Annotated in this window: 23 protein-coding genes; 3 read left to right on the top strand and 20 right to left on the bottom strand. The window is 69.7% G+C overall.

Translation table 11 applies throughout. From position 1 onward, the window contains the following. Positions 1-162: 162 nt before the first annotated feature. The 11 genes from ACFYZB_RS08880 to ACFYZB_RS08830 form a co-directional block, all read right to left on the bottom strand. Positions 163-3,015: a DEAD/DEAH box helicase gene (locus ACFYZB_RS08880; RefSeq protein WP_351206600.1), complete on the bottom strand. Its 2,853-nt coding sequence runs from the start codon at positions 3,013-3,015 to the stop codon at positions 163-165. An 87-nt stretch (positions 3,016-3,102) separates the two neighbouring features. Further along, positions 3,103-4,047, bottom strand: coding sequence for a twin-arginine translocase subunit TatC (tatC, locus tag ACFYZB_RS08875; RefSeq protein ID WP_351206602.1), 945 nt, complete (start codon positions 4,045-4,047; stop codon positions 3,103-3,105). 47 nt (positions 4,048-4,094) lie between these two features. Beyond that, positions 4,095-4,379 carry a Sec-independent protein translocase subunit TatA gene (gene tatA / locus ACFYZB_RS08870; protein ID WP_388756015.1) on the bottom strand — a complete coding sequence of 95 codons (285 nt, stop codon included), beginning with the start codon at positions 4,377-4,379 and terminating at the stop codon, positions 4,095-4,097. A 239-nt stretch (positions 4,380-4,618) separates the two neighbouring features. Then, the gene (locus ACFYZB_RS08865; RefSeq protein ID WP_351206606.1) at positions 4,619-4,813 is read right to left on the bottom strand and encodes a hypothetical protein; all 195 of its coding nucleotides are present in this window, start codon (positions 4,811-4,813) and stop codon (positions 4,619-4,621) included. Between the two features lie 10 nt (positions 4,814-4,823). Continuing rightward, on the bottom strand, positions 4,824-5,084 hold the full coding sequence (locus ACFYZB_RS08860; RefSeq protein WP_228619074.1) for a hypothetical protein: 261 nt from the start codon (positions 5,082-5,084) through the stop codon (positions 4,824-4,826). Positions 5,085-5,266: 182 nt separating this feature from the next. Further along, positions 5,267-6,259 carry a helix-turn-helix transcriptional regulator gene (locus ACFYZB_RS08855; RefSeq protein ID WP_388756013.1) on the bottom strand — a complete coding sequence of 331 codons (993 nt, stop codon included), beginning with the start codon at positions 6,257-6,259 and terminating at the stop codon, positions 5,267-5,269. A gap of 16 nt (positions 6,260-6,275) precedes the next feature. Further along, entirely contained in the window at positions 6,276-7,277 is a 1,002-nt protein-coding gene (locus ACFYZB_RS08850; protein ID WP_388756010.1) for a helix-turn-helix transcriptional regulator, read from the bottom strand. A gap of 179 nt (positions 7,278-7,456) precedes the next feature. After that, on the bottom strand, positions 7,457-7,828 hold the full coding sequence (locus ACFYZB_RS08845) for an FKBP-type peptidyl-prolyl cis-trans isomerase (protein ID WP_351206614.1): 372 nt from the start codon (positions 7,826-7,828) through the stop codon (positions 7,457-7,459). A 109-nt stretch (positions 7,829-7,937) separates the two neighbouring features. Further along, complete coding sequence (locus ACFYZB_RS08840) at positions 7,938-8,939, bottom strand: FKBP-type peptidyl-prolyl cis-trans isomerase (protein ID WP_388756006.1); 1,002 nt, start codon at positions 8,937-8,939, stop codon at positions 7,938-7,940. A 143-nt stretch (positions 8,940-9,082) separates the two neighbouring features. Then, on the bottom strand, positions 9,083-10,444 hold the full coding sequence (pafA, locus tag ACFYZB_RS08835; protein ID WP_351206618.1) for a Pup--protein ligase: 1,362 nt from the start codon (positions 10,442-10,444) through the stop codon (positions 9,083-9,085). A 9-nt stretch (positions 10,445-10,453) separates the two neighbouring features. Continuing rightward, on the bottom strand, positions 10,454-11,713 hold the full coding sequence (locus ACFYZB_RS08830; RefSeq protein ID WP_388756521.1) for an MFS transporter: 1,260 nt from the start codon (positions 11,711-11,713) through the stop codon (positions 10,454-10,456). A 94-nt stretch (positions 11,714-11,807) separates the two neighbouring features. Between ACFYZB_RS08830 and ACFYZB_RS08825 the strand changes: the two genes are divergently transcribed. Beyond that, entirely contained in the window at positions 11,808-12,836 is a 1,029-nt protein-coding gene (locus ACFYZB_RS08825) for a LacI family DNA-binding transcriptional regulator (protein WP_388756004.1), read from the top strand. A gap of 73 nt (positions 12,837-12,909) precedes the next feature. On the opposite strand, the gene prcA is transcribed toward ACFYZB_RS08825, so the two are convergent. The 6 genes from prcA to arc all read right to left on the bottom strand — a co-directional run bounded on the left by prcA (position 12,910) and on the right by arc (position 18,945). Beyond that, positions 12,910-13,662, bottom strand: a complete 753-nt coding sequence (prcA, locus tag ACFYZB_RS08820; RefSeq protein WP_351206622.1) for a proteasome subunit alpha — start codon at positions 13,660-13,662, stop codon at positions 12,910-12,912. Positions 13,663-13,724: 62 nt separating this feature from the next. Continuing rightward, positions 13,725-14,570 carry a proteasome subunit beta gene (gene prcB, locus ACFYZB_RS08815; RefSeq protein WP_351206624.1) on the bottom strand — a complete coding sequence of 282 codons (846 nt, stop codon included), beginning with the start codon at positions 14,568-14,570 and terminating at the stop codon, positions 13,725-13,727. Next, on the bottom strand, positions 14,522-14,755 hold the full coding sequence (locus ACFYZB_RS08810; protein WP_388756519.1) for an endonuclease VII domain-containing protein: 234 nt from the start codon (positions 14,753-14,755) through the stop codon (positions 14,522-14,524). Before ACFYZB_RS08810 ends, prcB begins: the two co-directional genes overlap by 49 nt. A 287-nt stretch (positions 14,756-15,042) precedes the next feature. Then, positions 15,043-15,261 (bottom strand): ubiquitin-like protein Pup, encoded by a 219-nt coding sequence (locus tag ACFYZB_RS08805; protein ID WP_023551933.1) that lies wholly within the window; start codon positions 15,259-15,261, stop codon positions 15,043-15,045. A 172-nt stretch (positions 15,262-15,433) separates the two neighbouring features. Further along, a complete protein-coding gene (dop, locus tag ACFYZB_RS08800) occupies positions 15,434-16,945 on the bottom strand; it encodes a depupylase/deamidase Dop (protein ID WP_388756000.1) in 1,512 nt (503 codons plus the stop codon). A gap of 233 nt (positions 16,946-17,178) precedes the next feature. Beyond that, on the bottom strand, positions 17,179-18,945 hold the full coding sequence (gene arc, locus ACFYZB_RS08795; RefSeq protein ID WP_351206630.1) for a proteasome ATPase: 1,767 nt from the start codon (positions 18,943-18,945) through the stop codon (positions 17,179-17,181). Positions 18,946-19,456: 511 nt separating this feature from the next. Between arc and ACFYZB_RS08790 the strand changes: the two genes are divergently transcribed. Beyond that, entirely contained in the window at positions 19,457-19,759 is a 303-nt protein-coding gene (locus ACFYZB_RS08790; protein ID WP_069781832.1) for a ferredoxin, read from the top strand. A 19-nt stretch (positions 19,760-19,778) separates the two neighbouring features. Here ACFYZB_RS08790 and ACFYZB_RS08785 read toward each other — a convergent pair whose 3' ends face one another. From ACFYZB_RS08785 to ACFYZB_RS08775, 3 genes are all read right to left on the bottom strand, one after another. Then, positions 19,779-20,360 (bottom strand): hypothetical protein, encoded by a 582-nt coding sequence (locus ACFYZB_RS08785; RefSeq protein ID WP_388755997.1) that lies wholly within the window; start codon positions 20,358-20,360, stop codon positions 19,779-19,781. A gap of 243 nt (positions 20,361-20,603) precedes the next feature. Further along, positions 20,604-21,506, bottom strand: a complete 903-nt coding sequence (locus ACFYZB_RS08780) for a tRNA (adenine-N1)-methyltransferase (RefSeq protein ID WP_351206636.1) — start codon at positions 21,504-21,506, stop codon at positions 20,604-20,606. Between the two features lie 38 nt (positions 21,507-21,544). Beyond that, positions 21,545-23,248, bottom strand: a complete 1,704-nt coding sequence (locus tag ACFYZB_RS08775; RefSeq protein ID WP_388755994.1) for a site-2 protease family protein — start codon at positions 23,246-23,248, stop codon at positions 21,545-21,547. A 263-nt stretch (positions 23,249-23,511) separates the two neighbouring features. On the opposite strand from ACFYZB_RS08775, the gene ACFYZB_RS08770 reads away from it, so the two are divergent. Continuing rightward, positions 23,512-24,522: a RecB family exonuclease gene (locus ACFYZB_RS08770; RefSeq protein WP_388756516.1), complete on the top strand. Its 1,011-nt coding sequence runs from the start codon at positions 23,512-23,514 to the stop codon at positions 24,520-24,522.

Genomic DNA, 24,522 nt, shown 5'->3' with positions numbered 1-24,522 from the left:
CCTGAAATGGCCCGTGCGACAGGAGTACGCTCGACTCCATTTACACGCTCGGCTTCTATTCGAACACGTTCGGTCACGGCGTACGGGCATGCGAAAGTGACTCACCGTGATAAGTGAAAGGGGGGCCGAAACGGCCCCCCTGCCGGCACCGGGCGGTGCGGGTCACCCCACCGACGAGTAGGCGACAACCCCCCGCAGCAACTGATCGACCGCCTTGCGCGCAGCCTTCGCCACGGTCGAGTCCTGCGCGGGAGCCGCCGCGGAGATCTGGCCCAGCACGTCGATGACCTGCTTGCACCACCGCACGAAGTCGCCCGCGGGCATCTCCGCCTCGCGCAGCACCTCGTCGAGCCCCTTGCCCGAGGCCCACATGTACGCGGCCCAGGCGAAGCCGAGGTCCGGCTCGCGCTGCCCCACGCCCTCGGTCTGGTTGATCCGGAACTCCTCCTCCAGACCGTCCAGCCGGCCCCAGATCCGGACCATCTCGCCGAGCGCGGCCTTCGCCCTGCCCGAGGGCAGCTTGGGCGCCATCGCGTCGTCGCCGACCCGCGCCTCGTACACCAACGCCGAGGCGCAGGCGGCGAGTTCGGCCGGGTCGAGCCCCTCCCAGACCCGCTCGCGCAGGCATTCGCTGGCCAGCAGGTCGAGTTCGCCGTACAGCCTGGCCAGGCGCTTGCCGTGCTCGGTGACCTCGTTGCCGCGCAGGTAGTCCAGCTCGGTCAGCAGGGCCACGATCCGGTCGAAGGTCCGTGCGATGGTGTTCGTACGGCCCTCGATGCGCCGCTCCAGCTGCGAGGTGTCGCGCAGCAGCCGGTGGTAGCGCTCGGCCCAACGGGCGTGGTCCTCACGGTCGTTGCAGCCGTGGCAGGGATGCGCGCGGATCGCCGTGCGCAGGCGGGCGATCTCGCGGTCGTCGGCGGCCTGCGAGCGCTTCTTGCGGGCCCGCTCCGGCGGGATGTGCCCGGCCTTGGTGCGCAGCGCGGAGGCGAGGTCCCTGCGGGACTGCGGCGAGCGCGGGTTGAAGGACTTCGGAATCCGCATCCGGTCCAGCGGCTCGACCGGCACCGGGAAGTCCATCGACGCCAGCCGCTTGACCTGGCGTTCGGCGGTCAGCACCAGCGGGCGGGGTCCGTCGTAGTGATCGTAACCGCGGTGGCCGTTGGAGCGGCCGGCCGGGAGACCCGGGTCCAGTACCAGCGCCAGACCGGCGTACTTGCCGGTGGGCACGTGGATGACGTCGCCCGGCTTGAGCCTCTCCAGGGCCACGGCCGCCTCCGCCCGGCGCTGGTTGGCGCCCTGCCGGGCCAGCTCGGTCTCGCGGTCCTTCAGCTCGCGGCGCAGCCGCGCGTACTCCTCGAAGTCGCCGAGATGGCAGGTCATGGAGGCCTTGTAGCCGGCCAGGCCCTCCTCGTTGCGCTGCACCTGGCGGGAGATCCCGACGACCGACTTGTCGGCCTGGAACTGCGCGAAGGAGGTCTCCAGCAGCTCGCGGCTGCGATGCCGGCCGAACTGCTCGACCAGGTTGACCGCCATGTTGTACGACGGCTTGAAGCTGGAACGCAGCGGGTACGTGCGCGTGCCCGCGAGACCGGCGAGGTGCTCGGGACTCATACCGCGCTGCCACAGCACGACGGCGTGGCCCTCGATGTCGATGCCCCGGCGGCCGGCGCGGCCGGTGAGCTGGGTGTACTCGCCCGGTGTGATGTCGGCGTGCTGCTCGCCGTTCCACTTGACGAGCTTCTCCAGCACCACCGAGCGGGCGGGCATGTTGATGCCGAGCGCGAGGGTCTCCGTCGCGAACACCGCCTTGACCAGGCCGCGTACGAACAGCTCCTCGACGACCTCCTTGAACGTCGGCAGCATGCCCGCGTGGTGGGCGGCGATACCGCGCTCCAGGCCCTCCAGCCACTCGTAGTACCCGAGGACGTGCAGGTCCTCCGGCGCGATGTGGGCGGTGCGCTCCTCGACCAGGGCACGGACCTGTTCCCGCGCCTCCTCGTCGTTCAGTCTCAGGCCCGCGTACAGGCACTGCTGGACGGCGGCCTCGCAGGCGGCGCGGCTGAAGATGAAGGTGATGGCCGGGAGCAGGCCCTCGGAGTCGAGGCGCTCGATGACCTCGGGCCGGCCGGGCGTCCACACGCGCGAGCGCTGTCTGCGCTCGCGCTCCCGGTCGGCCTCGCGCATCGCGCGGCCGCGTCTGCGGTCCTGGTACGACGGCCGGGTCGCCTCCATGCGGGCGAGGCGGGCCAGGTCGGGGTTGACGGCCTTCTTGTGGCCCTCGCCCTCCTCGAACAGGTCGTACATCCTGCGCCCGGCGAGGACGTGCTGGAACAGGGGCACGGGCCGGTGCTCGGAGACGATCACCTCGGTGTCGCCACGGACCGTGTCCAGCCAGTCACCGAACTCCTCCGCGTTGGAGACGGTTGCCGACAGTGACACCAGCGTCACCGACTCGGGGAGGTGGATGATCACCTCTTCCCAGACGGCGCCGCGGAAGCGGTCGGAGAGGTAGTGCACCTCGTCCATGACCACGTAGCCGAGGCCGAGGAGGGTCTGGGAACCTGCGTAGAGCATGTTCCGCAGGACCTCGGTGGTCATCACGACCACCGGTGCGTCGGAGTTCACGCTGTTGTCGCCGGTGAGCAGGCCGACCTTCTGGGTGCCGTAGCGACGGCACAGGTCGGAGTACTTCTGGTTCGACAGCGCCTTGATGGGTGTCGTGTAGAAGCACTTCTTGCCCTGCTGCAGGGCGAGGTGGACGGCGAACTCGCCCACGATCGTCTTGCCCGAGCCGGTGGGGGCGGCCACCAGTACGCCCTTCCCCGCCTCGAGCGCCTGGCAGGCCTCGATCTGGAAGGGGTCGAGGCCGAAGTCGTACATCTCGCGGAAGGACGCGAGCGCGGTGGCCTGCTCGGCTGCCCGCCTGCGGGCTGCCGCGTACCGCTCGGCCGGTGAGAGGTCCTCTGTCATCGTGCTTTCGAGCGTACCGGGCCCCACTGACAACAGGACGATCATTATCCGGAACGTGGGTTGATCGGCAAAGACCGATGCCCCCGTCCCTCAGGGGCGGGGGCATCGTGCGCGGTGCGTGGGGCCGCGGGCTCAGGTCACGTCGTCGTAGCCGTTGACCCGGTCCGTGCCCGTCTGCTCGGGCAGGGCGCGGGCGGCCGGGACGGGCTCGACCTCGCCGATGTCCTCGGGGGTGAGGTCCAGCTCGGAGGCCTCGTCGTCGGCGGGACCCTCCGCCTCGCGGCGGGCCCGGCGCCGGTCGTTGAGCAGCGAGAAGGCCACGGCGATGAAGAACAGCCCCCAGATCGGCGCCGCCAGCGCCAGCATCGTGCCCGGGTCGGGGCTCGGCGTGGCCACGGCCGCGAAGGCGGCGATGCCGACGATCATGCCGCGCCACCAGCCGAGCATCCGCTGACCGGACAGGATGCCGGTCAGGTTGAGCATCACCAGGAGCAACGGCATCTCGAAGGCGAGACCGAACACCACGACCATGCGCGTGACCAGGTCGAGGAGCTCGTCCAGCGGGAGCAGGTTCTCCGTACCGGACGGCGTGAGGTCGACCAGGAACTTCGCCGTCACGGGCAGCACGTGGTAGGCGAGGTAGCCGCCGACCAGGAAGAGCGGGAAGCCGAAACCGACGAACGCGTAGGCGTACTTCTTCTCGTGCCGGTGCAGGCCCGGCGCGACGAACGCCCACAGCTGGTAGAGCCAGACCGGCGCCGCCAGCACGACACCGGCCGTCAGCGCGGTCTTCAGAGCCAGGGTGAACGGCCCCAGCAGGCCGCTGACCGTGATGTGCGCGCAGTGGGCGTTCTTGCTCTTGGCCAGTTCCCCGAAGGACTGCCCGCAGCCGACCGAGTCGAGCACCGGCCGGGTGATGAAGTTGATGATGTCCTTGTAGAAGAAGGCCGACACCACCGCGACCACGACGATCGCCAGGATGCCCTTCGCGAGCCGGTTGCGCAGCTCACGCAAGTGATCCGCGAGCGGCATCCGCCCCTCGGGATCCTTCTCCTTAACGCGGGCAGACTTGAGCAACCCACATCCTCATCTCGTGCAGCGGACCGGATGCTCCGGTCCTCCCGTCAGCGCTGGGTCGTGTCCGTCGGCTCGTTGACCGGCCGGGAGCTGGTCACGTCACCGGGCGCGGCCTGGATCGTGCGCTGAGCCGGGGTCTGCTCCTCCGCGGGCTGGGCGGGGGTGGTGGACGGCTTGCCCTCGTCCTTCATCGCCTTGGCCTCGCTCTTGAGGATGCGCGCGGACTTGCCGAGCGAGCGCGCCATGTCCGGAAGCTTCTTGGAGCCGAACACGAGGACGATCACCAGAACCAGGAGCACCAGGTGCCACGGCTCAAGTGCGTTGCGGAACATAAGTCTTCACCTTCTCACTGAGGCGGGGCGGCGGGGCTGTCCGACCGGTCGGACAAATGTCCGAGCATCGTGCTGGCAGCGATCGTATCGCCCGGGGGTGAACGTAGGACAATCCCCGTGCGTACTCCCGCTCCCTCTGCGGACCGCGCCTCGTTCTCCGGGCCGCGATCAGCAGCGTACCTGGACGGGCCGGTCGGGTGACAGGGCGAAGTGACCCAAAGCGCACGCTCCTGCAGGTATCACAGCGCATCCACGGCCCGGGCCGCGCGGCCCGCCGCCCGCTCCAGGTCCTCGGCCGCCCGGTTGATACGGCGCGCGGAGTCCGCGACCTGCAGCCCGAGACGCCGCGCCTCCAGGAAGACCCGGACGGCGAGCACCCCCAGCACCGCGAGACCGAGGAAACCCAAAGCTACCGCGCACATCGGCCAGAACATGACGTCGAGACTAGACGGTCGTGTGCAGGCGCAGCGTGCGGACCCCGCCGCCGGTGAGCAGCTCGACGATGCGCTCCCCGGCGGGCTTGCGCACGGCGGCACCGCACTCGGGGCAGGTGAACGAGTAGAACGTCGTCCGGCTGGTGGCGCCGATGGCGAGGCGCAGCGCGCTCGCGGCCAGTTCGAAGCGGCCCCGGCAGTCCGGGCAGCCCGCCTTGAACACCACGGGGACCGCTCTCCTCATCCCGGCGAAGGCGGCCGCCACCGTCATCTCACCCACACCGGACACCGGAGACTCGCTCACAGGCCTCGCTCCTTCTCGTGGTCCTTCACCGGCCGTCGATGCAACGTCGTCGGCTGCGGCGCCGTCGTGGCCGGTCGCGCCCGCGCGGCGGTAGCCGCAGGTCGATACAGTCCCCCGCCCCTGCGGGCGCTCCACAGCGCCCCGGCGGCTCATTCCGACGGCGCCGTGTCGTACGCCGCCAGCGCCTGTGCCGCCGCCCTGCGGGCGCTCTCGGCCAGCTCCGGCGGGGAGACGATCCGGCCGTCGCGGCCGAGTCGCAGCGCCAGCCGGCGCAGGGAGGCCGGATCGGGGGTGCGCAGAGTGATACGCAGCCCGCCGTCGGGAAGCTCATCGGCGGCGTCGTGCGGGTAGTACTCGGCCACCCAGCGGCCGCCCGGGCCGACCTCGACCACGACCTCCGGATCCTCGGCGGCCGGCTGCACCAGGGCCTCGGAGAGGTCGCGCAGCTCCATCTCGGGGGGCGCGGACGGCTCGTCCAGGATCCGGATCTCCGCGACCCGGTCCAGCCGGAAGGTGCGCCGCGCCTCGGAGCGCCGGCACCAGGCCTCCACATAGGTGTGGCCGACGCTGACCAGCCGGATCGGGTCGATCTCCCGCTCGGTGACCTCGTCGCGGGCCGGGGAGTAGTAGCGGATCCACAGCCGGCGGCGCTCGGAGATCGCCCGGTCGACGTCGGCGAAGACGCCGCCCTCGGACTCGAAGGTCACCGACAGCCGCGCGCTGGCGCCGGCGGCCTCACCGGCGGCGGCCTCCACCTTCGCGGTGGCCCGCAGCAGGGCCTGCCGGTCGCCCTCGCGCAGGCCCGGCAGGGTCGAGACCGCCCGGGCGGCCACCAGCAGCGCGGTGGCCTCGTCGGCGGCCAGCCGCAGTGGCTCGGCCGCCTCCTCGCCCAGCGCGGCCGGGTTGTGCCACCAGATCCGCTCCCCGTCGGTGTCGATGTCCAGCAGATCGCCGCCCCGGAAGCTGGTGCCGCACATCGGCAGCAGATCGAGGTCGGCGACCAGCTCGTCCTCGGTGATGCCGAAGGCGCGCGCGACGTCCGCGATCCGGGCGCCGGGCCGCTCCCTGAGATAGGTCACCAGGGAGAGCATCCGCCGGGTCTGGTCGATGGCGTTCACGGGCCTGACCGGTTTGCCTGCCACAGTCCTGCTCCCCCTGTCAGCCCTTGGCCACGGCACGCAGCCGGTCCACCACGTCCGCGCGCAGCTCGGCCGGCTCCACCACCACCACGTCCGGCCCGAACTCCACCAGCCAGGCGTCCAGGCCGTGCCCGTACGGAATCTCCAACTCGTCCCAGCCGTCCCCGAGTTCCCGCACCCCGATGGCCTTCGCCCGAAGGGGGTAACCAGCACCGGAACGCAGCCGGATCAGGGCCGTGCCGTCGGCGATCTCGCCCGCCCAGCTCGCCACCGTCTCGCGCACGGTGACGACGTCGGGCACGGCAGCGGTGAAGCCCGTACCGCGCGAACGCACCCGCCCGGTGATCCTGGAGAGCCGGAAGACGCGCTCGGCACCCCGGTCACGGTCGAAACCGGCCAGGTACCAGTGCCCGCGCCAGCACTCCAGCGCCCACGGCTCCACATGCCGGGGCTCGGGGCGGGCGGCTGAGGCCTTGCGGTAGTCGAAGACGACCGGGCGGCGGTCCCGGCAGGCCAGCATCAGCGGCTCGAAGGCGGCCTCGTGCACCGGGATACGGGGCTCCAGCGCGCCGTGCGCCTCGTACGGGTCGACATCCTCGGGCAGCCCCGCGGCGCGCAGCTTCTGCAGGGCGCCACTGGCCGCGCCGGCGAGACGGGCCTGCTGCCACACCTTCGCGGCGAGACCGAGCGCCGCGGCCTCCTCCGCGTCCAGCGTGATGGGAGGCAGGCGGTTGCTGTCCCGGCGGGCCAGGTAACCGACCTCGCCGTCCAGGTTCTCCACCGTCTCGATGACCAGGCCCAGCTCGCGCAGGTCGTCCTTGTCCCGCTCGAACATCCGGTTGAAGGAGTCGTCGCTGCCCGCTGCGCCCTTTTCCGGCCTGGAGGCCACGCCTCTTTCCGGCCTGGAGGCCTCCACGTAAGCCTCGATGGAATCGCGCAGCTCGCGCTTGCTGAGCGGCCGCCGTGTGCCGAGCAGACACAGCGCGAGGTTCATCAGCCGCTCGGCCTTGGCAATGGCCATCGACGCCCTTCACCTTTCCTATGGTGCTTCCGACCGATGACCGTACCGCTCCCGGGTGCGGTGGCAAAAGCCGAGGGCCCATGCCCGGACAGGCATGGGCCCCAGCTGATCGGAACCGATCGGATACGGCCGGTCGATCAGGTTGGATCACGTGCGGATCACAAGGAACCGGGCCGGGATCAGACGCCCAGCAGGTCCACCACGAAGATCAGGGTCTCGCCCGGCTTGATCGCCGGGGTCGGGCTCTGGTTGCCGTAGGCGAGGTGGGCCGGGATGGTCAGCTGGCGACGGCCACCGACCTTCATGCCCTGCACACCCTGGTCCCAGCCCGCGATGACACGGCCGGCACCCAGCGGGAAACGGAACGGAGTGCCACGGTTCCAGCTGGCGTCGAACTCCTCGCCGGTGCTGAAGGCGACACCCACGTAGTGGACGGTGACGGTCTGACCCGCCTGCGCCACCGGCCCGTCGCCCTCCCAGATGTCCTTGATCTCGAGGTCCGCCGGGGGCTCGCCACCCGGGAAGTCGATCTCGGGCTTATCGATGCTCACGTCAAAAGCTCCTGCTTGTGTACGACACGAAACGCGGACAGTCTTTCATCTCCGCACCCCCGACACCCGCCACGGACACCAGCTTCCCCACCCGCCACGGACCACCCGCTCACATTGCCGCGAGGATGTCCACCGTGTAGACGAGCGTGGAGTCCTTCTTGATGACCCCGCCGGGTGGAACGGTGGCGTAGCCCAGCGCCGGCGGCACGACGACCAGCACGCGGCTGCCCACCTTCTTGCCGGTCAGCCCCTGCGCCAGACCCTTGACCAGCTGCTCGATCTGCCCCAGCGGGAACTGGCTCAGCCGCCCCGACCCGTACGTCCGCTCGAAGGTCTTGCCGCTCTCCCAGACCAGACCCTGGAACTGGCACAGGACCGTCTGGTCCGCCCTGAGCTCCGGCCCGTCGCCCTCCAGGACGTAGGTGGACACGAGCTTCCTCGGCGGGCCGGCCTTCGGGACGGTGACCTTGGGCACCTTGCCGTCGGTGTTCGTGGCGACCTGCGGCAGCGCCGTGTCGCTCTGCGGGACCGGCTTGCCGTGCGAGGAGCTCTTGGAGTTGAAGACATCGATCAGGTCGACGACGAAGACCATCGTGTCGGTGCCCTTGATGCCCGCCTGCGGTTGCCCCGACGTGCCGTAACCCCAGGTGGGCGGCACCGCCATCAGGACGCGGCTGCCGGCCTTCCTGCCCGCCAGCCCGTACCGCCAGCCGTCGATGCTGCTGCCCTGGGCGAGCTGAATGACCAGCGGGGTCTTGCGGTCGTAGGAGTTGTCGAAGACCTTGCCCGTGTCCCAGATCTGACCCAGGTAGTTCGCCTGGACGAAGTCGTTCTCCGCGACCGTACGACCACCGCCCGCGATCACCGTCCGCACCGCCAGGTTCTTCGACGGCTCGCCCGGCCCCTTGGCCACGGTCGGCTTCTCACCGAACTTCGTGCCCGCCGTGATGGCCGGCAACGGCCCCTCCACGATCTTCGGCGGAGGCACCGTCGACACCGACGGCGACGGCGACGGCGAGACACCGGCCTTGCCGGAACCGGACTTGCCGCACCCGGCGAGCGTGACCAGTCCTGCGGGAACGGCAGCGAGAAGAAGCGAACGTCGGCGCACGGAAGAGCCTCGTAATCGGTCGATCTTGCGGATGGCGTGCGCGCAACTCTACGACGCGACACGGGCGCCGTACCGGAAACGTACGACGCCCGTGTGGCGTTCCGGCAATTCGCCCCCGAAACGCTTGACCCACCCGCTTTCGCCTACATTCCGGCGATCAGCTTCTCCACCCGGTCGTCCACCGAACGGAACGGGTCCTTGCACAACACGGTCCGCTGCGCCTGGTCGTTGAGCTTCAGATGCACCCAGTCGACCGTGAAGTCCCTGCGCTGCTCCTGCGCCCGCCGGATGAAGTCACCGCGCAACCGCGCCCGAGTGGTCTGCGGCGGAACCGACTTGCCCTCGAAGATCTTCAAGTCGTTGCAGACCCGGGCCGCCTGACCCTTCTTCTCCAGCAGGTAGTACAGACCCCGACGACGATGGATGTCGTGGTAGGCGAGGTCTATCTGCGCGACCCGCGGATGCGACATCGTCATGTTGTTCTTGGCCCGGTACCGCTCGATGAGCTTGTACTTCATCACCCAGTCGATCTCGGTGGCGATCCGGTCCAGTTCCTCGGCCTCGATCGCGTCCAGCGTACGGCCCCACAGCTCCAGGACCTGCGCGACCGTACCCGTGCGGATCCCCCGGCGGTCGCAGAAGTCCACCGCCTTGTCGAAGTACTCCCGCTGCACCTCCAGCGCCGACGCCTCCCGGCCGCTGGCCAGCCGCACCTTGCGCCGGCCCGTGATGTCATGGCTGACCTCACGGATCGCCCGGATCGGGTTCTCCAGCGTCAGGTCACGCATCACCGTGCCCGCCTCGATCATGCGCAGCACCAGGTCCGTCGCACCGACCTTCAGCAGCATCGTCGTCTCGGACATGTTCGAGTCACCCACGATGACATGCAGCCGGCGATACCGCTCGGCGTCCGCATGCGGCTCGTCACGCGTGTTGATGATCGGCCTCGAACGGGTCGTCGCCGACGACACACCCTCCCAGATGTGCTCCGCACGCTGACTCACGCAGTACACGGCACCGCGCGGCGTCTGCAGCACCTTCCCCGCACCGCACAGCAGCTGCCGGGTCACCAGGAACGGGATCAGGATGTCCGCGAGCCGCGAGAACTCCCCGTGCCGGGCCACCAGATAGTTCTCATGGCAGCCGTAGGAGTTGCCCGCGGAGTCGGTGTTGTTCTTGAACAGGTAGACGTCGCCCGCGATCCCCTCCTCGTGCAGGCGTCGCTCCGCGTCCACCAGGAGTCCTTCGAGAATGCGCTCGCCGGCCTTGTCGTGGGTGACCAGTTCGATCACGTTGTCACATTCGGGTGTCGCGTATTCCGGATGTGAGCCCACGTCGAGATAGAGCCGGGCGCCGTTTCGCAGAAAGACATTGCTGCTGCGGCCCCATGACACGACACGGCGGAAGAGGTACCGCGCCACCTCGTCAGGAGACAGGCGCCGCTGTCCCCTGAACGTGCACGTGACACCGTACTCGTTCTCCAGCCCGAAAATGCGGCGGTCCATGACTGAACATTACGCCCGATCCCCCGAGCTGAAACGGGGTTCGACAGCACGATTTGGATCATTTTCCGGTGAACACGCAACCACCCCGCCCCGCACGGGAGCTGCGAGGACCCGCCCCGCCGCGAGCAGCACCAGCAACGACACCGCCCCCGCCGCACCCGGAACCGCGAACCCCCACACCGTGCCACCGGCCTGGACCACCGGCCCCGCCACCCCCGTCCCCACCGACGCACCCACCGTGAACGTCGTCACAAGCCAGGAGAACGCCTCGGTCACCGTCCCGCCCGGCGCGTGCCGGTCCACGATGATGAACGCACAGGCGATACACGGCGCGAGAAAGACCCCCGAGACCACCGCGAGCAGCACCATCGCCACCGCCCCCGGAGTCAGCAGCAACGGCAGATAACACACCGCCAGAAGAGCCACCAGCACCCGAAGTCGCCGCTCCGGCGAACCCGCCCACCGCCGCGCCCCGTACACCGTGCCACCGGCCAACGCACCCAGACCCAGCCCCGCCATCATCCAGCCGTACACCGCGTCACCGCCATGACCATCGGCGTACGACACCGACGCCACCGTGATCGAGCCCAGCGCGATCCCCACGAACAGGAAGGCCCCCAGCAGGACCAGCAGTCCCGGCGAGCGCAGCGCACCGAGCCAGTGGGCCTCGCGCGGAGCCGACCGCCACGCACGCGACGGCGGCGAGACCACCACGGACAGCGCACCCAGCACGCCCAGCGCGTTCAGCACCAGCAGCGCCGCGCGCGCGTCCCACAGCGACACGCACAGCGTCACCAGCAGCGGCCCGACCGTGAACATGACCTCCTGCGCGATCGCGTCCATGGCGTACGCCGTGTGCACCTGCTCCTCCCGGCCCAGCACCGACGGCCACAGCGCACGCAGGCCCCCCTCCAGCGGCGGCGTGAACAGACCGGACGCCGCCACGGCCACATACGCCAGCGGCAGCCGACCGGTGCCCGAGAACGCGAAGACCGCCATGGACAGGGCCGCAAGGACCGCCGCCGGCAACTGGACGCGCGGCTGCCCGTGCAGATCCACCAGCCGGCCCAGCACCGGCTGACCCACGGCATTGGCGACGCCGTAGACCGCGGCGAGAGCACCCGCAAGGCTGTACGTGCCACCCTCGGCACGGACGAACAGCACCAGGGCGATCGCGGCCGTCGCGTTCGGCAACCGGCCCACCAGCGTGCCGGTGAGCAGCCTCAGCGCATGCCGCGCCCGGAGTATCTCCAGATAACCCGTGGCCATGAGCCGCCCTCCAGCCTCACGTTTTACGTATAACCTCGCTTCCCATACGTACCATGTGCGCTGTTCACACGTCCACACGAAGAGGCAGGCCCAGGTGGCACCCAGCAGCACGCGACCCACCAGCCGGGACGTCGCCCAGGCAGCCGGCGTCTCCCAGGCAGCCGTCTCCCTCGTCCTCGGCGACAAGTGGCGCGGCCGCGTCTCCGCCACCACCGCCGAACGGGTCCGCGACGCCGCACGCCGACTCGGCTACCGCCCCAACCTCGCCGCCCGCAACCTACGCCTCGGCCGCACCCGCACCGTCCTGCTCGTCGTGCCGGCCCTGACGACAGAGTTCTTCGCCGGCGTCTACACCGGTGCCGCGCGCGTCGCAGCCGAAAACGGCTTCGGAGTCGTCCTCTACCCCTCCCCCGAAGGCATCGGCCCCGCCCGCGACCCCTTCGCCTCCGCACAAACCGCCCTCGACGGCGTGATCGCCTCCTCCATGGCCGCCGACGCCCTCACCGCCATCCGCGGCGACCAACTCCCCCTCGTCATGCTCGACAGCGACCCCGAAGGCAGCCTCGGCGCCGCCACCGTCAACCTCGACATCACCGACGGCATCCGCCAGATCACCGAACACCTCCTGGCCCTCGGCCACCGCCGCATCCTCCACCTCGCCGCCGACGTACCCTCCTGGACCTTCGAGATCCGGGCACGGGAACTCGCAGCGCGCATGGCCGCCCTACCGGGAACCGACGTGCGGACCGCCCGGGCCCCCATCTCCATCGAAGGAGCCCTCACCGCAACCCACACCGCACTCACCGCCCCCGGCCCCCGCCCCACCGCCGTCGTCTGCGACGACGACAAACTCGCCGCCGGCGCCTACAAAGCCCTCCGCCGCCTCGGCCTGCGCGTCCCCGACGACATCTCCGTCACCGGCGTCGACGACCTCGGCCTCGCCACCGCCATCGACCCCGAACTGACCACCGTACGACTCGACGCCGAACTCTTCGGCGAACACGGCATGCGAGCCCTGCTCGCCGTCCTGGAGGGCCGGGAGCCCCCAAGCGGGGACATCCCTGTCCACCTCGTCGTCCGCGGCTCCACGGCCCCGCCACCGGCCGCGCAGGCGCCCCGCTGACGCACCAGAACGCCGTGTGCCCCGGCCAGAACACCAGCCGGGGCACACGACAGCAGGCAAACAGGGCGCCAGGTCACTCCTCCTCGGAGTCCTCCTCCTCAGAAGTCTCCGCCTCGGAGGCCGCACCTTCCGCCGCCAGCAGACGCGACAGCTGACGACCCACGATCCGCTTGAACTTCCGCTTCTGCGGCCGCGTACGGTCCAGCACCGCCACCTCCAGACGCTCCGCCGGAATCTCCCGCTCACTGCCGTTGGTGTCACGGGACAACGCCTGCACGGCCAGCTTCAGCGCCTCCGCCAACGACATGCCGTCCCGGTGACGCTGATCCAGGAAACTGCTGATCTGCTCGGCGTTGCCACCCACCGCCACCGAACCGTGCTCGTCCACGATCGACCCGTCATGCGGCAACCGATAGATCTGGTCACCCTCCGGGGTCTCCCCCACCTCCGCCACGACCAGCTCCACCTCGTACGGCTTCTCAGCCGCAGACGAGAAGATCGTGCCGAGCGTCTGGGCATAGACGTTCGCCAGACCACGAGCAGTCACATCATCACGGTCATAGGTGTAACCCCGCAGGTCCGCGTACCGCACACCACCGATCCGCAGGTTCTCGTACTCGTTGTACTTACCGGCGGCCGCGAAACCGATCCGGTCATAGATCTCGCTGAACTTGTGCAGCGCACGGGACGGGTTCTCACCGACGAACACAATGCCGTCGGCAAACTGCATGACCACCAGGCTGCGGCCACGGGCGATGCCCTTCCGGGCGTACTCCGCCCGGTCGGCCATGGCCTGCTGGGGTGAGACATAGAACGGCGTCGACACCGGTTATCCGTCCCTTTCTGTCATGATCACTGGATCACCTTCGATAAGAACCGGGCCCGCACTCAGAGCAGAGCGGCCTTCGGACCGTCCGGCTCCTCCAGGCGCTTCTGCAGCACCGCACGAGCGAGCTCGGACGACTCCTCCTCCGTCAGCCGGCGGAAACCGTCCTCGGTGATCACGGTGATGATCGGGTAGATCCGGCGGGCGACATCGGGACCACCGGTCGCCGAGTCGTCGTCAGCCGCGTCATACAGAGCCTGCACCACCAGCGTGGTCGCCTGCTCCTCGCTCAGATCGTCACGGAACAACTTCTTCATCGCACCGCGCGCGAAGATCGAGCCCGAACCCGTGGCCGCGAAGTTGTGCTCCTCACTACGGCCACCCGTGACGTCGTACGAGAAGATCCGCCCCTTCTCGCGGTCCAGGTCGTACCCGGCGAAGAGGGGGACCACGGCCAGGCCCTGCATGGCCATACCCAGGTTCGAACGGATCATCGTCGACAACCGGTTCGCCTTGCCCTCCAGCGACAACTGAGCACCCTCGACCTTCTCGAAGTGCTCCAGCTCCAGCTGGAAGAGCTTCACCATCTCCACGGCCAGACCGGCGGTGCCGGCGATACCGACCGCCGAGTACTCGTCCGCCGGGAACACCTTCTCGATGTCCCGCTGAGCGATGATGTTGCCCATGGTGGCCCGACGGTCACCGGCCAGTACGACACCACCGGGGAAGGTCACCGCCACGATGGTCGTGCCGTGCGGCGCCTCGATCACCCCCTGCGTGGGTGGCAGCTGCCGGTTGCCGGGCAACATCTCCGGCTGGTGCTCGGACAGGAAGTCCATGAAGGAGGAGGACCCTGGCGTCAGGAAGGCAGCTGGTAGACGCCCGGTGCCACGAGAGTTGGCTTCCACAAGTTTCCTTCCAGATAGGCGGCGGCTCGGCGTACGACTTCGGGGTCGTCCCTCAACAGGCCGAGGCCGGAATTGCAGTTGAAGCACAGTACGCCACGGACCCTACCCGTCTTGTGGCAGTGATCCACATGCACAGCAGGGGCAGTGAGACAGATCGGGCACAGGCCTCGCTGGGAGACGATCATCGCGTCGCGCTCGTCTTCGGTGAGGCTGTCTCCACAGCCCTGACAGTGCTTGTGACCGTCTGGGACGGCTCCGCGCGGTGGAACTGTCCTGCCCATGGCCGGCCGGCGCTTGCGGTCGGCCTCAGCCGAACACTCGCGGCAACGGTGCTGCAAGCCGTCAAGATTGCCTCGCTTGGCCGCGAAGGCTGCGCGCGGCTTGGCTTCTCCGCACCGCGCGCAGCGCTTCACTTCCGGCTCCCCCAACACACCCGATCTCCGTTCGCCTTCGATTCGAAGGAAAAAGGGCCTTACTGCCCACCCTTCTGAACGAAGGATCGCACGAAGTCCTCGGCATTCTCCTCGAGGACATCGTCGATTTCATCGAGGACGGAGTCCACGTCATCGCTCAGCTTCTCGTGCCGCTCCTTGAGGTCCTCCGAAGCCTGCGCGTCCTGCGCCTGCTCCTCGACCTCCTCGGTCGCGCGCGTGGCCTTCTGCTGACCGCCGCCGGTGTCCTTGGTTGCCATAACCCTCACCCCGCTCAGTTCGCCTGCCGATCGGTGATGATCAGACCCTACAAGCCGGGTCCGACATCGGCCCCGCAGTTTCTCCAACGTACGGGGGCCACCCCGATGATTCCCGGCGGGCCGGGTTTCCACCCTGCCCGCCGGGGCCGCACCGGGTGCCCCCCTGGCCCGCTCAGCCGCCTGACAGGACCCTGACCAGGTCTTCTGCGGTGCGGCAGCGGTCCAGCAGTTCCTTGACGTGATTTCGCGTTCCGCGTAGTGGTTCCAGGGTTGGGACGCGCTGGAGCGAGTCCCGGCCGGGGAGGTCGAAGATGACCGAGTCCCAGCTGGCCGCGGCGACGTCGTCGGCGTACTGCTCCAGGCAGCGTCCGCGGAAGTAGGCGCGGGTGTCCTCCGGCGGCGTGGTGCGGGCCTTGTCGACCTCGGACTCGTCCAGGAGGCGCTTCATGCGGCCGCGGGCCGCGAGGCGGTTGTAGAGGCCTTTCTCGGCGCGTACGTCGGCGTACTGGAGGTCGACGAGGTGGAGGCGGGCGGCGTCCCAGTCGAGGTTGTCGCGGCGGCGGTAGCCCTCCATGAGTTCGCGTTTGGCGACCCAGTCGAGTTCGCCGGCGAGGCTCATGGGGTCGTTCTCCAGCCGGGTGAGGGTGTCTTCCCAGCGGGTGAGGATGTCCTTGGTCTGTTCGTCGGCGTCGGCGCCGTAGCGTTCCTCGACGTATTTGCGTGAGAGCTCGTAGTACTCCATCTGGAGTTGCACGGCGGTCAGGGTGCGGCCGCTGCGGAGGGTGACCAGTCGCTTGAGCTTGGGGTCGTGGGAGACCTGGTGGAGGGTTCGTACCGGCTGGTCGACGGCCAGGTCCACCGCGATGAAGCCGTCCTCGATCATGGACAGGACCAGGGAGGTGGTGCCCAGTTTGAGGTAGGTGGAGATCTCGGAGAGATTGGCGTCGCCGATGATCACGTGGAGGCGGCGGTACTTTTCCGCGTCGGCGTGTGGTTCGTCCCGGGTGTTGATGATGGGGCGTTTCAGGGTCGTCTCGAGGCCGACCTCGACTTCGAAGTAGTCGGCGCGCTGGCTGATCTGGAAGCCGTGTTCGTGGCCGTCCTGGCCGATGCCGACGCGGCCGGCGCCGGCGAAGACCTGGCGGGAGACGAAGAAGGGGGTGAGGTGGCGGACGATGTCTGAGAAGGGGGTTTCCCGCTTCATCAGGTAGTTCTCGTGTGTGCCGTAGCTGGCGCCCTTGTTGTCGGTGTTGTTCTTGTAGAGGTGGATGGGCTGGGCGCCGGGGAGCTGGGCGGCTCGTTCGGCGGCCTCGGCCATGATGCGTTCGCCGGCCTTGTCCCAGAGGACGGCGTCGCGGGGGTTGGTGACTTCTGGGGCGCTGTATTCGGGGTGGGCGTGGTCGACGTAGAGTCGCGCACCGTTGGTGAGGATGACGTTGGCGAGGCCGATGTCCTCGTCGGTGAGCTGGCTGGCGTCGGCGGCCTCCCGGGCGAGGTCGAAGCCTCGCGCGTCGCGTAGCGGGTTCTCTTCCTCGAAGTCCCAGCGGGCCCGGCGGGCCCGGTGCATCGCGGCTGCGTAGGCGTTGACGATCTGGGATGAGGTGAGCATGGCATTGGCGTTGGGGTGGCCGGGGACGGAGATCCCGTACTCCGTCTCGATGCCCATTACTCGCCGTACGGTCATGCGGCCCTCCTTGCCCGGCGGCACCCTCGGTCGTGGGCGCCGCTCACGTACCGCTGGCGCTCCGGTGCGTGTGCGGTGCCCGTCCCCGCACTGCGCGTTTCGGCGGCAGGAACGAGCCTAGAACGCCTTTGCGCTGGTGGGGAGATCATTTGCGTCATTGGCTGCTCCGGTCGTGGCCTGAAAAACGCGAGGGCTGCGGGTACCCGGTGAGGGCACCCGCAGCCGCCCTGGTGTTACAGGTACTGACCGGTGTTCGCCACCGTGTCGATGGAGCGTCCGGTGTCTGCGCCCTGCTTTCCGGTGATGAGGGTGCGGATGTAGACGATCCGTTCGCCCTTCTTTCCGGAGATGCGGGCCCAGTCGTCGGGGTTGGTGGTGTTGGGGAGGTCTTCGTTCTCCTTGAACTCGTCCACACAGGCCTGGAGGAGGTGGGAGACGCGGAGGCCCTTCTGGCTCTTTTCGAGGAAGTCCTTGATCGCCATCTTCTTGGCGCGTCCGACGATGTTCTCGATCATGGCGCCGGAGTTGAAGTCCTTGAAGTAGAGGACTTCCTTGTCGCCGTTGGCGTAGGTGACTTCCAGGAAGCGGTTCTCCTCGGATTCGGCGTACATCTGCTCGACCGCCGTCTGGATCATGCTCTGGACGGTGGTGGCCTTGTCGCCGCCGTGTTCGCCGAGGTCGTCGGCGTGCAGCGGGAGGCGTTCGGTGAGGTACTTGCCGAAGATGTCCTTGGCGGCTTCGGCGTCGGGGCGCTCGATCTTGATCTTCACGTCGAGCCGGCCGGGGCGCAGGATGGCGGGGTCGATCATGTCCTCGCGGTTGGAGGCGCCGATGACGACCACGTTCTGCAGGCCTTCCACGCCGTCGATCTCGGCGAGCAGCTGGGGGACGATGGTGTTCTCCACGTCGGAGCTGACGCCGGAGCCCCGGGTGCGGAAGAGGGATTCCATCTCGTCGAAGAAGACGATGACGGGGGTGCCCTCGCTGGCCTTCTCGCGGGCTCGCTGGAAGACGAGGCGGATCTGCCGCTCGGTCTCGCCGACGTACTTGTTGAGGAGCTCGGGTCCCTTGATGTTGAGGAAGAAGCTCTTGCCGGCGGCTTGGCCGGTGACTTCGGCGACCTTCTTGGCGAGTGAGTTGGCGACGGCCTTGGCGATGAGTGTCTTGCCGCAGCCGGGGGGGCCGTAGAGCAGGACGCCCTTGGGCGGGCGCAGCTCGTGTTCCTTGAAGAGGTCGGGGTAGAGATAGGGCAGCTCGACCGCGTCGCGGATGGCTTCGATCTGGTTGCCGAGTCCGCCGATCTGGTCGTAGCCGATGTCGGGGACTTCTTCGAGGACGAGTTCTTCGACCTCGCTCTTGGGGACGACCTCGTAGACGTAGCCGGAGCGGGGTTCGAGCAGGAGGGCGTCGCCGGCGCGGATGGTGACGTCCAGCAGCGGCTCGGCGAGCCGTACCACCCGTTCCTCGTCGGTGTGGCCCAGTACGAGGGCGCGCTCGCCGTCCTCGAGGATCTCCTTGAGGGTGACGATGTCGCCGACGCGCTCGAATTCCATGGCTTCGACCACGTTGAGCGCTTCGTTGAGCATGACTTCCTGGCCGCGCCTGAGGTCGTCGAGGTCGACGCTGGGGCTGACGTTCACGCGGAGTTTGCGGCCTCCGGTGAAGATGTCGGCGGTGCCGTCCTCGTTGGCCTGCAGGAAGACGCCGAAGCCGGCGGGCGGCTGGGCGAGCCGGTCGACCTCTTCCTTGAGGGCCACGATCTGGTCGCGGGCCTCGCGGAGGGTGTTGGCCAGCCGTTCGTTCTGGGCGGACACGCCGGCCAGGTTGGTCTGCAGCTCGACGATCCGCTCTTCGAGAATCCTCGTGTGTCGCGGAGAGTCGGCGAGCTTGCGTCGCAGGACGGCGATCTCCTGCTCAAGGTAGGCGATCTGCCCGGCCGGGTCGTCGGACCCTCGTCCCGGGCGGATGCCGCGGTTCATGTCGTCGTCGTGGGCTGCCACGGTCCTCACCTCCTCCAAGGGGAGCTGGACGCTTCCAGACCCTACCTGGGTGGGTGTCGATTGAAACCCCTAGATCACAGAGACTGTCAAGGTGTGTCGTCGGTCACCCGTTGCGCTCTCCCTCGCACGGAGGGAATACCCACTCAACGTGATGCGGAAGCAGCTTGTTCCGGGCATCGGGTGGTCAAAACCCTTCAGGAGTGGCCGGAGTTGTCTGTTGCGGGTGGTCTCGCCGGGGGGATGGGCAGCCCGCAGGGCGCTCGCGCGGTCATCACGCAGAGCGACGGCGTGGGCGGCCGGTGTCACGGTCGGCGTGGCTTGAAGTGGTGGGTTTCACCTCTGTCCTGGTCGGGCGCTCGTACCCGAGGTGGTGGGGGTGGAAACCCGGTGCCGGTGGAGCGTGGCTGGAATGCGGGCGGGGGTAGGGTCGGAGGTGTTCAACGGCCGCTGGTGCGGACCCGGCTGGCCCTGGGGGTGCCGGTGCCGCTCGGCGTATTCGACGGCAGGAGAGGTGACCGTGCAGCAGGAGGCCCCGGGCGGGGAGGCGCTGGAGGTCTGGATCGACCAGGATCTGTGTACCGGTGACGGGATCTGCGCCCAGTACGCCCCTGAGGTGTTCGAGCTGGACATCGACGGGCTGGCCTATGTGAAGGGCGCGGACGAGGAGCTGCTGCAGGCTGCGGGGGCGTCGGTGCCGGTGCCGTTGCCGTTGCTGGCGGATGTGGTGGACTCGGCGCGGGAGTGTCCCGGGGAGTGCATTCATGTGCGCCGGGTTTCGGACAGGGTCGAGGTGTACGGGCCCGACGCGGAGTGAGTCCGGGCCGGGCCCGGTGTCAGACGCTGTGGGTGTCGGCGTTGGTGGTGCGGATGAACGCGTTGCCGTTCCAGTGCCACTTGGTCGGGGTTTTCAGGTCGGGGCAGCAGTCGGGGACGGCGTCGGAGGAGTAGCCGAGCAGGGTGGCGTCGAGGGTGCCGGCGTGCAGGGTGAGGCCGGTGACGGTGAGCCGGTCCTTGGGGTCGACGAGGGTGGCGACGACGCGTGGTGTGCTGCTGTCGGCGGAGCGGGTGAGGACGTAGAGGCCGTCGGGGGGTGTGCCCATGGCGGAGTCGCAGTGGACGACTGCGACGGTTTCGGGCCGGCCGTCGCCGTCGAGGTCTCCGGTGGCTTTTTTGGCGACCACGGCTTTCACGGGTCCGCAGTGCAGGGGGAAGTCCACGCCGGTGGTGCTGGGCGGTGCGACGGCCGCGGGGGCGGACGTGCTGCGGGTGTCGGTGTGGGTCTGGGCGGCCGTGGCCGATCCGGGCTGTACGACGGAGGAGAGGGCCACGACGCCGGCGACGGCTGTGGCGGTGGCGACCCAGTGGATGGGTCGGGTGTGGGTGTGGGCGAGCTCCGGAACGGCGGATTGCTGCACTAGGAGTGTCTCCTGTGAGGGCTGTGCCGGTGGGGGTGGCCTGCATGGTGCCACACGTCACAGTGCGGGGGAACGGCGGGGTCGGGATTCCTGCGGGCGGGGCTCGCGTGGGTGGCGGGCGTACGCGCCGTTGCGGGGTGGGTCCCTGGTGCCGTGTCAACGCGCGGGCGCCGTGCCCCAGTTCCCGTCGGTGTGCGGGAACTGGGGCACGGCGCCGTTGCGTTGTGCTGTGTGCGGGGTCGGTCAGCGGGCGGTGCCGCCGTCGGCGTTGGGTCCGGCGTAGTCCTCGCCGTAGGCGCCCTTGGCGGGGCGGCGGCGGCGCATGGGCGGCTCGACGCCGTCGGCGAGGCGGCGGGCGGTGAGCAGGAAGCCGGTGTGGCCGATCATGCGGTGGTCGGGGCGGACGGCCAGGCCTTCGATGTGCCAGTTGCGGATCATGGTTTCCCAGGCGGTCGGCTCGTTGAAGCAGCCGATCTCCCGGATGGACTCCACGGTCCGGGCGAGCTGGGTGGTGGTGGCCACGTAGCAGCAGAGGATGCCGCCGGGGACGAGTGCCTTGGAGACCGCTTCGAGGCATTCCCAGGGGGCGAGCATGTCGAGGATGACGCGGTCGACGTCGGTGTCGGACAGGTTGTCCTGGAGGTCGCCGACGGTGAGCTGCCAGGCGGGGTGGGGGCCGCCGAAGTAGCGTTCCACGTTCTGCTTGGCGATGTCGGCGAAGTCCTCGCGGCGCTCGTAGGAGTGCAGCATGCCCTGGTCGCCGATGGCGCGCAGCAGGAAGCTGCTGAGCGAGCCGGAGCCGACGCCGGCCTCGACGACGCGGGCGCCGGGGAAGATGTCGGCGAAGGCGAGGATCTGCCCCGCGTCCTTGGGGTAGACGACGGCTGCCCCACGGGGCATGGACAGGACGTAGTCGGGGAGCAGGGGGCGCAGCGCGAGGTAGGCGACGTTGCCGGTGGTGCGGACAACGCTGCCCTCGGGAGCGCCGATCAGTTCGTCGTGCGGGAAGGAGCCCTTGTGGGTGTGGAAGTTCTTCCCGGCTTCGAGCGTGAACGTGTAGTGGCGGCCCTTGGGGTCGGTCAGCTGTACCTGGTCCCCGACCTTGAAGGGCCCGCGCCTGCGGGCGGCACCGGTCGGTTCGGACATGTGACCAGGGTACCGGCAGCGGAGGGGGCCACCGACCACTAGCTGGGGCGGGCCATGGCCTTCACGAAGGCCCGCTCCACGTCCGCCGCCGACAGGACGCCGTAGATCTCGCCGCTCTCCTCGACCACCAGGTACTCCGTGGCGGGGGTGGCGCGCAGGACGTCCAGGAGTTCTTCTCCGGCGAGCTCGGCGGAGACGCGCATGCCGTCGGTGAGCTCCTGGGCGAGGCCGCTGACGGCGACCCAGGGGCGGCGGTGTTCGGGTACGCCGACGATGGCGGACTCGCGGACCAGGGAGAGGGGGTTGCCGTGGGCGTCGACGACGACGAGGGCGCGGGCGCCTGCGGCGTTGGCGCGGCGCAGTGCCTCCGACAGCGGAGTGTCGGTCTCCACGGGTACGGCGCGCCGGGTGAGGGTGCGGGCGCGCAGTTCGGGGAGGTGTTCGCGCAGGCGGGCCATGCGCAGGCTGTTGCCGGCGCCGGTCCAGATGATGGCGGCGAGGATGGCGGCGAGCAGGGCGTCGGTGACGGTGTCCATGCCGCCGGTGTCCTCGCTGCTGCCGCCGAGGGCGCCGGACTGGTTGAGCAGGGGCAGGCCGATCAGGACGGCGACGGCGAGGGCGCGGCCGACCCAGGCGGCGGCGACGGTGCCGCTCATGGGTTTGCCGGTGATGGCCCAGACGACGGCGCGGAGCATGCGGCCGCCGTCGAGGGGCAGGCCGGGGAGGAGGTTGAAGATCGCCACGATGAGGTTGGAGATCATCAGGCCGGCCAGCAGGACGCCGGGGACGGTGCCGGGTTCGACGGGTTTCATGGCGAGGTAGAACAGGCCGGCCAGGACGAGGGAGAGCAGGGGCCCGACGAAGGCGAGGACGAACTCGCGGCCCGGGGTCTCGGCCTCCTTCTCGATCTCGGAGACGCCGCCGAAGAACTGCAGCTGGATGCGGCGGACGGGCAGCTTGAAGCGGATCGCGGCGACGGTGTGGGCCAGTTCGTGGACCAGTACGGAGGCGTAGAAGGCGACGGCGAAGAACAGGGAGACCAGGTAGCGGGCGGCGCCCAGTTCGGGCAGTACGCGGTCGAGCTGGCCGCCGAAGACCCAGGTGATGAGGGCGGCGACGAGGAACCAGCTCGGTGCGACGTACACCGGTACGCCGAAGGGGCGGCCCATGAGGATGCCGCCGCCGGGCTCTTTGGGCCTCGGCTGGGGCGGCTCGCCCTTGGCGATTCCGGAGTGCGCCAGGGACCGGTGCTCGGGGCGGGTGTCGCGCGCGTGTCCGGTGCCGGTGCCGGGGGCGGGGGCGTTTTCGGGGCGGGTGGGGCCGCCGGGGTGTCCCTCGGTGCCGGCGTCACTCCGGTCCGTGGCTTCGGGGTGGCCGTCGGTTGCGCCGGCGTCCGAGGCGCTGGTGCCGGTTTCGCCGGTGTCGGCCGGGCCGGCGTGGGTCCGCTCGGCGTTCGCGCTGCCGGCGCCGGTGCCGGTCGTGTCGCCCGCAGGCGCGGGGGCGTCCGAACCGTCGTCGGGGTCGGTGGTGTCCGCTGCGGGCTGGGCAGGTCGTGGGGCGGTCGGGCGGTCCAAGGCGCGCCCCTTGGCGTCGGCCTCGGTCCCGCGGTGGTCCGCGGCGGGCCGGGGCTGCGGGCCCGCGGGGTCGGTGGGGCCGGTCGTCGGGGCCGTTGGGCCCGCGGGGTGCTCGGCCGGCTTGTCGTTGCCGGACCGCGGCTGCCCGCTCCCGCCGCTCACGTCCACGGTGTCCCCTCGTTCGAAGCGTCTTCCGTACCTGCCGGACGGAAGGGTCTCTGGTCGATGGTATGCGGCCGTGGTGACGCGTTTCGCCCCGGCACCCCTTGTGTTCGCCGTGCGGTCGCGGGGCCGGACGCGGGCGGCGGCTGGGTCACTGTCAGTGGTGGGCCGTAAGGTCTGTGGACATGGACAGCAGCATCGAGGACGCGGGAGCCCTGTCGGGGGGCGCCGAGCAGACGGATCCGGCCGACGCGCCGCAGCCGACGCCCATGACGGCTCCGCCGGTCCCGGTGCCGGGGCCCTCGGTGGCTGCGGGGGCGACCGTGGCCGCCGCGCCGGAGGCCGGTGCCGAGCGCACAGCCGTCCCGCCCACCTCGCTCTCCCCGTCCCGGGCCGGTGATTTCATGCAGTGCCCGCTGCTGTACCGGTTCCGGGTGATCGACCGGCTGCCGGAGAAGCCGAGCCCGGCGGCGACCCGGGGCACGCTGGTGCACGCGGTGCTGGAGCGGCTGTTCGACGCGCCCGCGGCGGAGCGGACCGCGCCCCGGGCGAAGGCGCTGATCCCGGGCCAGTGGGACCGGCTGCGGGACAGCAGGCCGGAGCTGGGCGAGCTGTTCGCCGACGATCCGGAGGGGGAGCGGCTGGCCGGGTGGCTTCAGGAGGCCGAGCGGCTGGTCGAGCGCTGGTTCACGCTGGAGGATCCGACGAGGCTGGAGCCGGCCGAGCGGGAGCTGTTCGTGGAGGCGGAGCTGGAGTCGGGGCTGCGGCTGCGCGGCATCATCGACCGGGTGGATGTGGCGCCGACCGGTGAGGTGCGGATCGTCGACTACAAGACGGGCAAGGCACCGCGGCCGGAGTACTCCGAGGGCGCGCTGTTCCAGATGAAGTTCTACGCCCTGGTGGTGTGGCGGTTGAAGGGGGTCGTGCCGCGGCGGCTGCAGCTGGTCTATCTCGGCAGCGGCGATGTGCTGACCTACGATCCCGTCCTGGCCGATCTGGAGCGGGTGGAGCGCAAGCTGCACGCGCTGTGGGAGGCCATCAGGCAGGCGACGGAGACCGGGGAGTGGCGGCCGCGTCCGACCAAGCTGTGCGGCTGGTGCGACCACCAGGCGCACTGCCCGGAGTTCGGGGGCACTCCCCCGCCGTATCCCTTGCCGGTCAGGGAGCCCGGCGGGGTATCGGCCGGGGGTCCGGGGGCTGCTCCCCGGGAGTCACAGTCGCTGCCGGTGAGGGCGCGCGAGTCCGGGAGTGTGTCGCAGGGCAGAATGGGCCCGGACTAG

Source organism: Streptomyces sp. NPDC001852 (assembly GCF_042891825.1).
In the GTDB taxonomy this organism is placed as follows: Bacteria; Actinomycetota; Actinomycetes; order Streptomycetales; family Streptomycetaceae; genus Streptomyces.
The sequence above is the reverse complement of the archived record's forward strand: the minus strand, read 5'-3'. Positions and strand labels throughout refer to the sequence as shown.

Coding starts and splice junctions, on each gene's coding strand:
- ACFYZB_RS08880 (WP_351206600.1), bottom strand. CDS start 3,015: ATGATCGTCCTGTTGTCAGTGGGGCCCGGTACGCTCGAAAGCACGATG.
- tatA (WP_388756015.1), bottom strand. CDS start 4,379: ATGTTCCGCAACGCACTTGAGCCGTGGCACCTGGTGCTCCTGGTTCTG.
- ACFYZB_RS08865 (WP_351206606.1), bottom strand. CDS start 4,813: ATGTTCTGGCCGATGTGCGCGGTAGCTTTGGGTTTCCTCGGTCTCGCG.
- ACFYZB_RS08860 (WP_228619074.1), bottom strand. CDS start 5,084: ATGACGGTGGCGGCCGCCTTCGCCGGGATGAGGAGAGCGGTCCCCGTG.
- ACFYZB_RS08850 (WP_388756010.1), bottom strand. CDS start 7,277: ATGGCCATTGCCAAGGCCGAGCGGCTGATGAACCTCGCGCTGTGTCTG.
- pafA (WP_351206618.1), bottom strand. CDS start 10,444: ATGGACCGCCGCATTTTCGGGCTGGAGAACGAGTACGGTGTCACGTGC.
- ACFYZB_RS08830 (WP_388756521.1), bottom strand. CDS start 11,713: ATGGCCACGGGTTATCTGGAGATACTCCGGGCGCGGCATGCGCTGAGG.
- ACFYZB_RS08810 (WP_388756519.1), bottom strand. CDS start 14,755: ATGATCGTCTCCCAGCGAGGCCTGTGCCCGATCTGTCTCACTGCCCCT.
- ACFYZB_RS08805 (WP_023551933.1), bottom strand. CDS start 15,261: ATGGCAACCAAGGACACCGGCGGCGGTCAGCAGAAGGCCACGCGCGCG.
- dop (WP_388756000.1), bottom strand. CDS start 16,945: ATGACCGTACGGCGAGTAATGGGCATCGAGACGGAGTACGGGATCTCC.
- ACFYZB_RS08780 (WP_351206636.1), bottom strand. CDS start 21,506: ATGTCCGAACCGACCGGTGCCGCCCGCAGGCGCGGGCCCTTCAAGGTC.
- ACFYZB_RS08770 (WP_388756516.1), top strand. CDS start 23,512: ATGACGGCTCCGCCGGTCCCGGTGCCGGGGCCCTCGGTGGCTGCGGGG.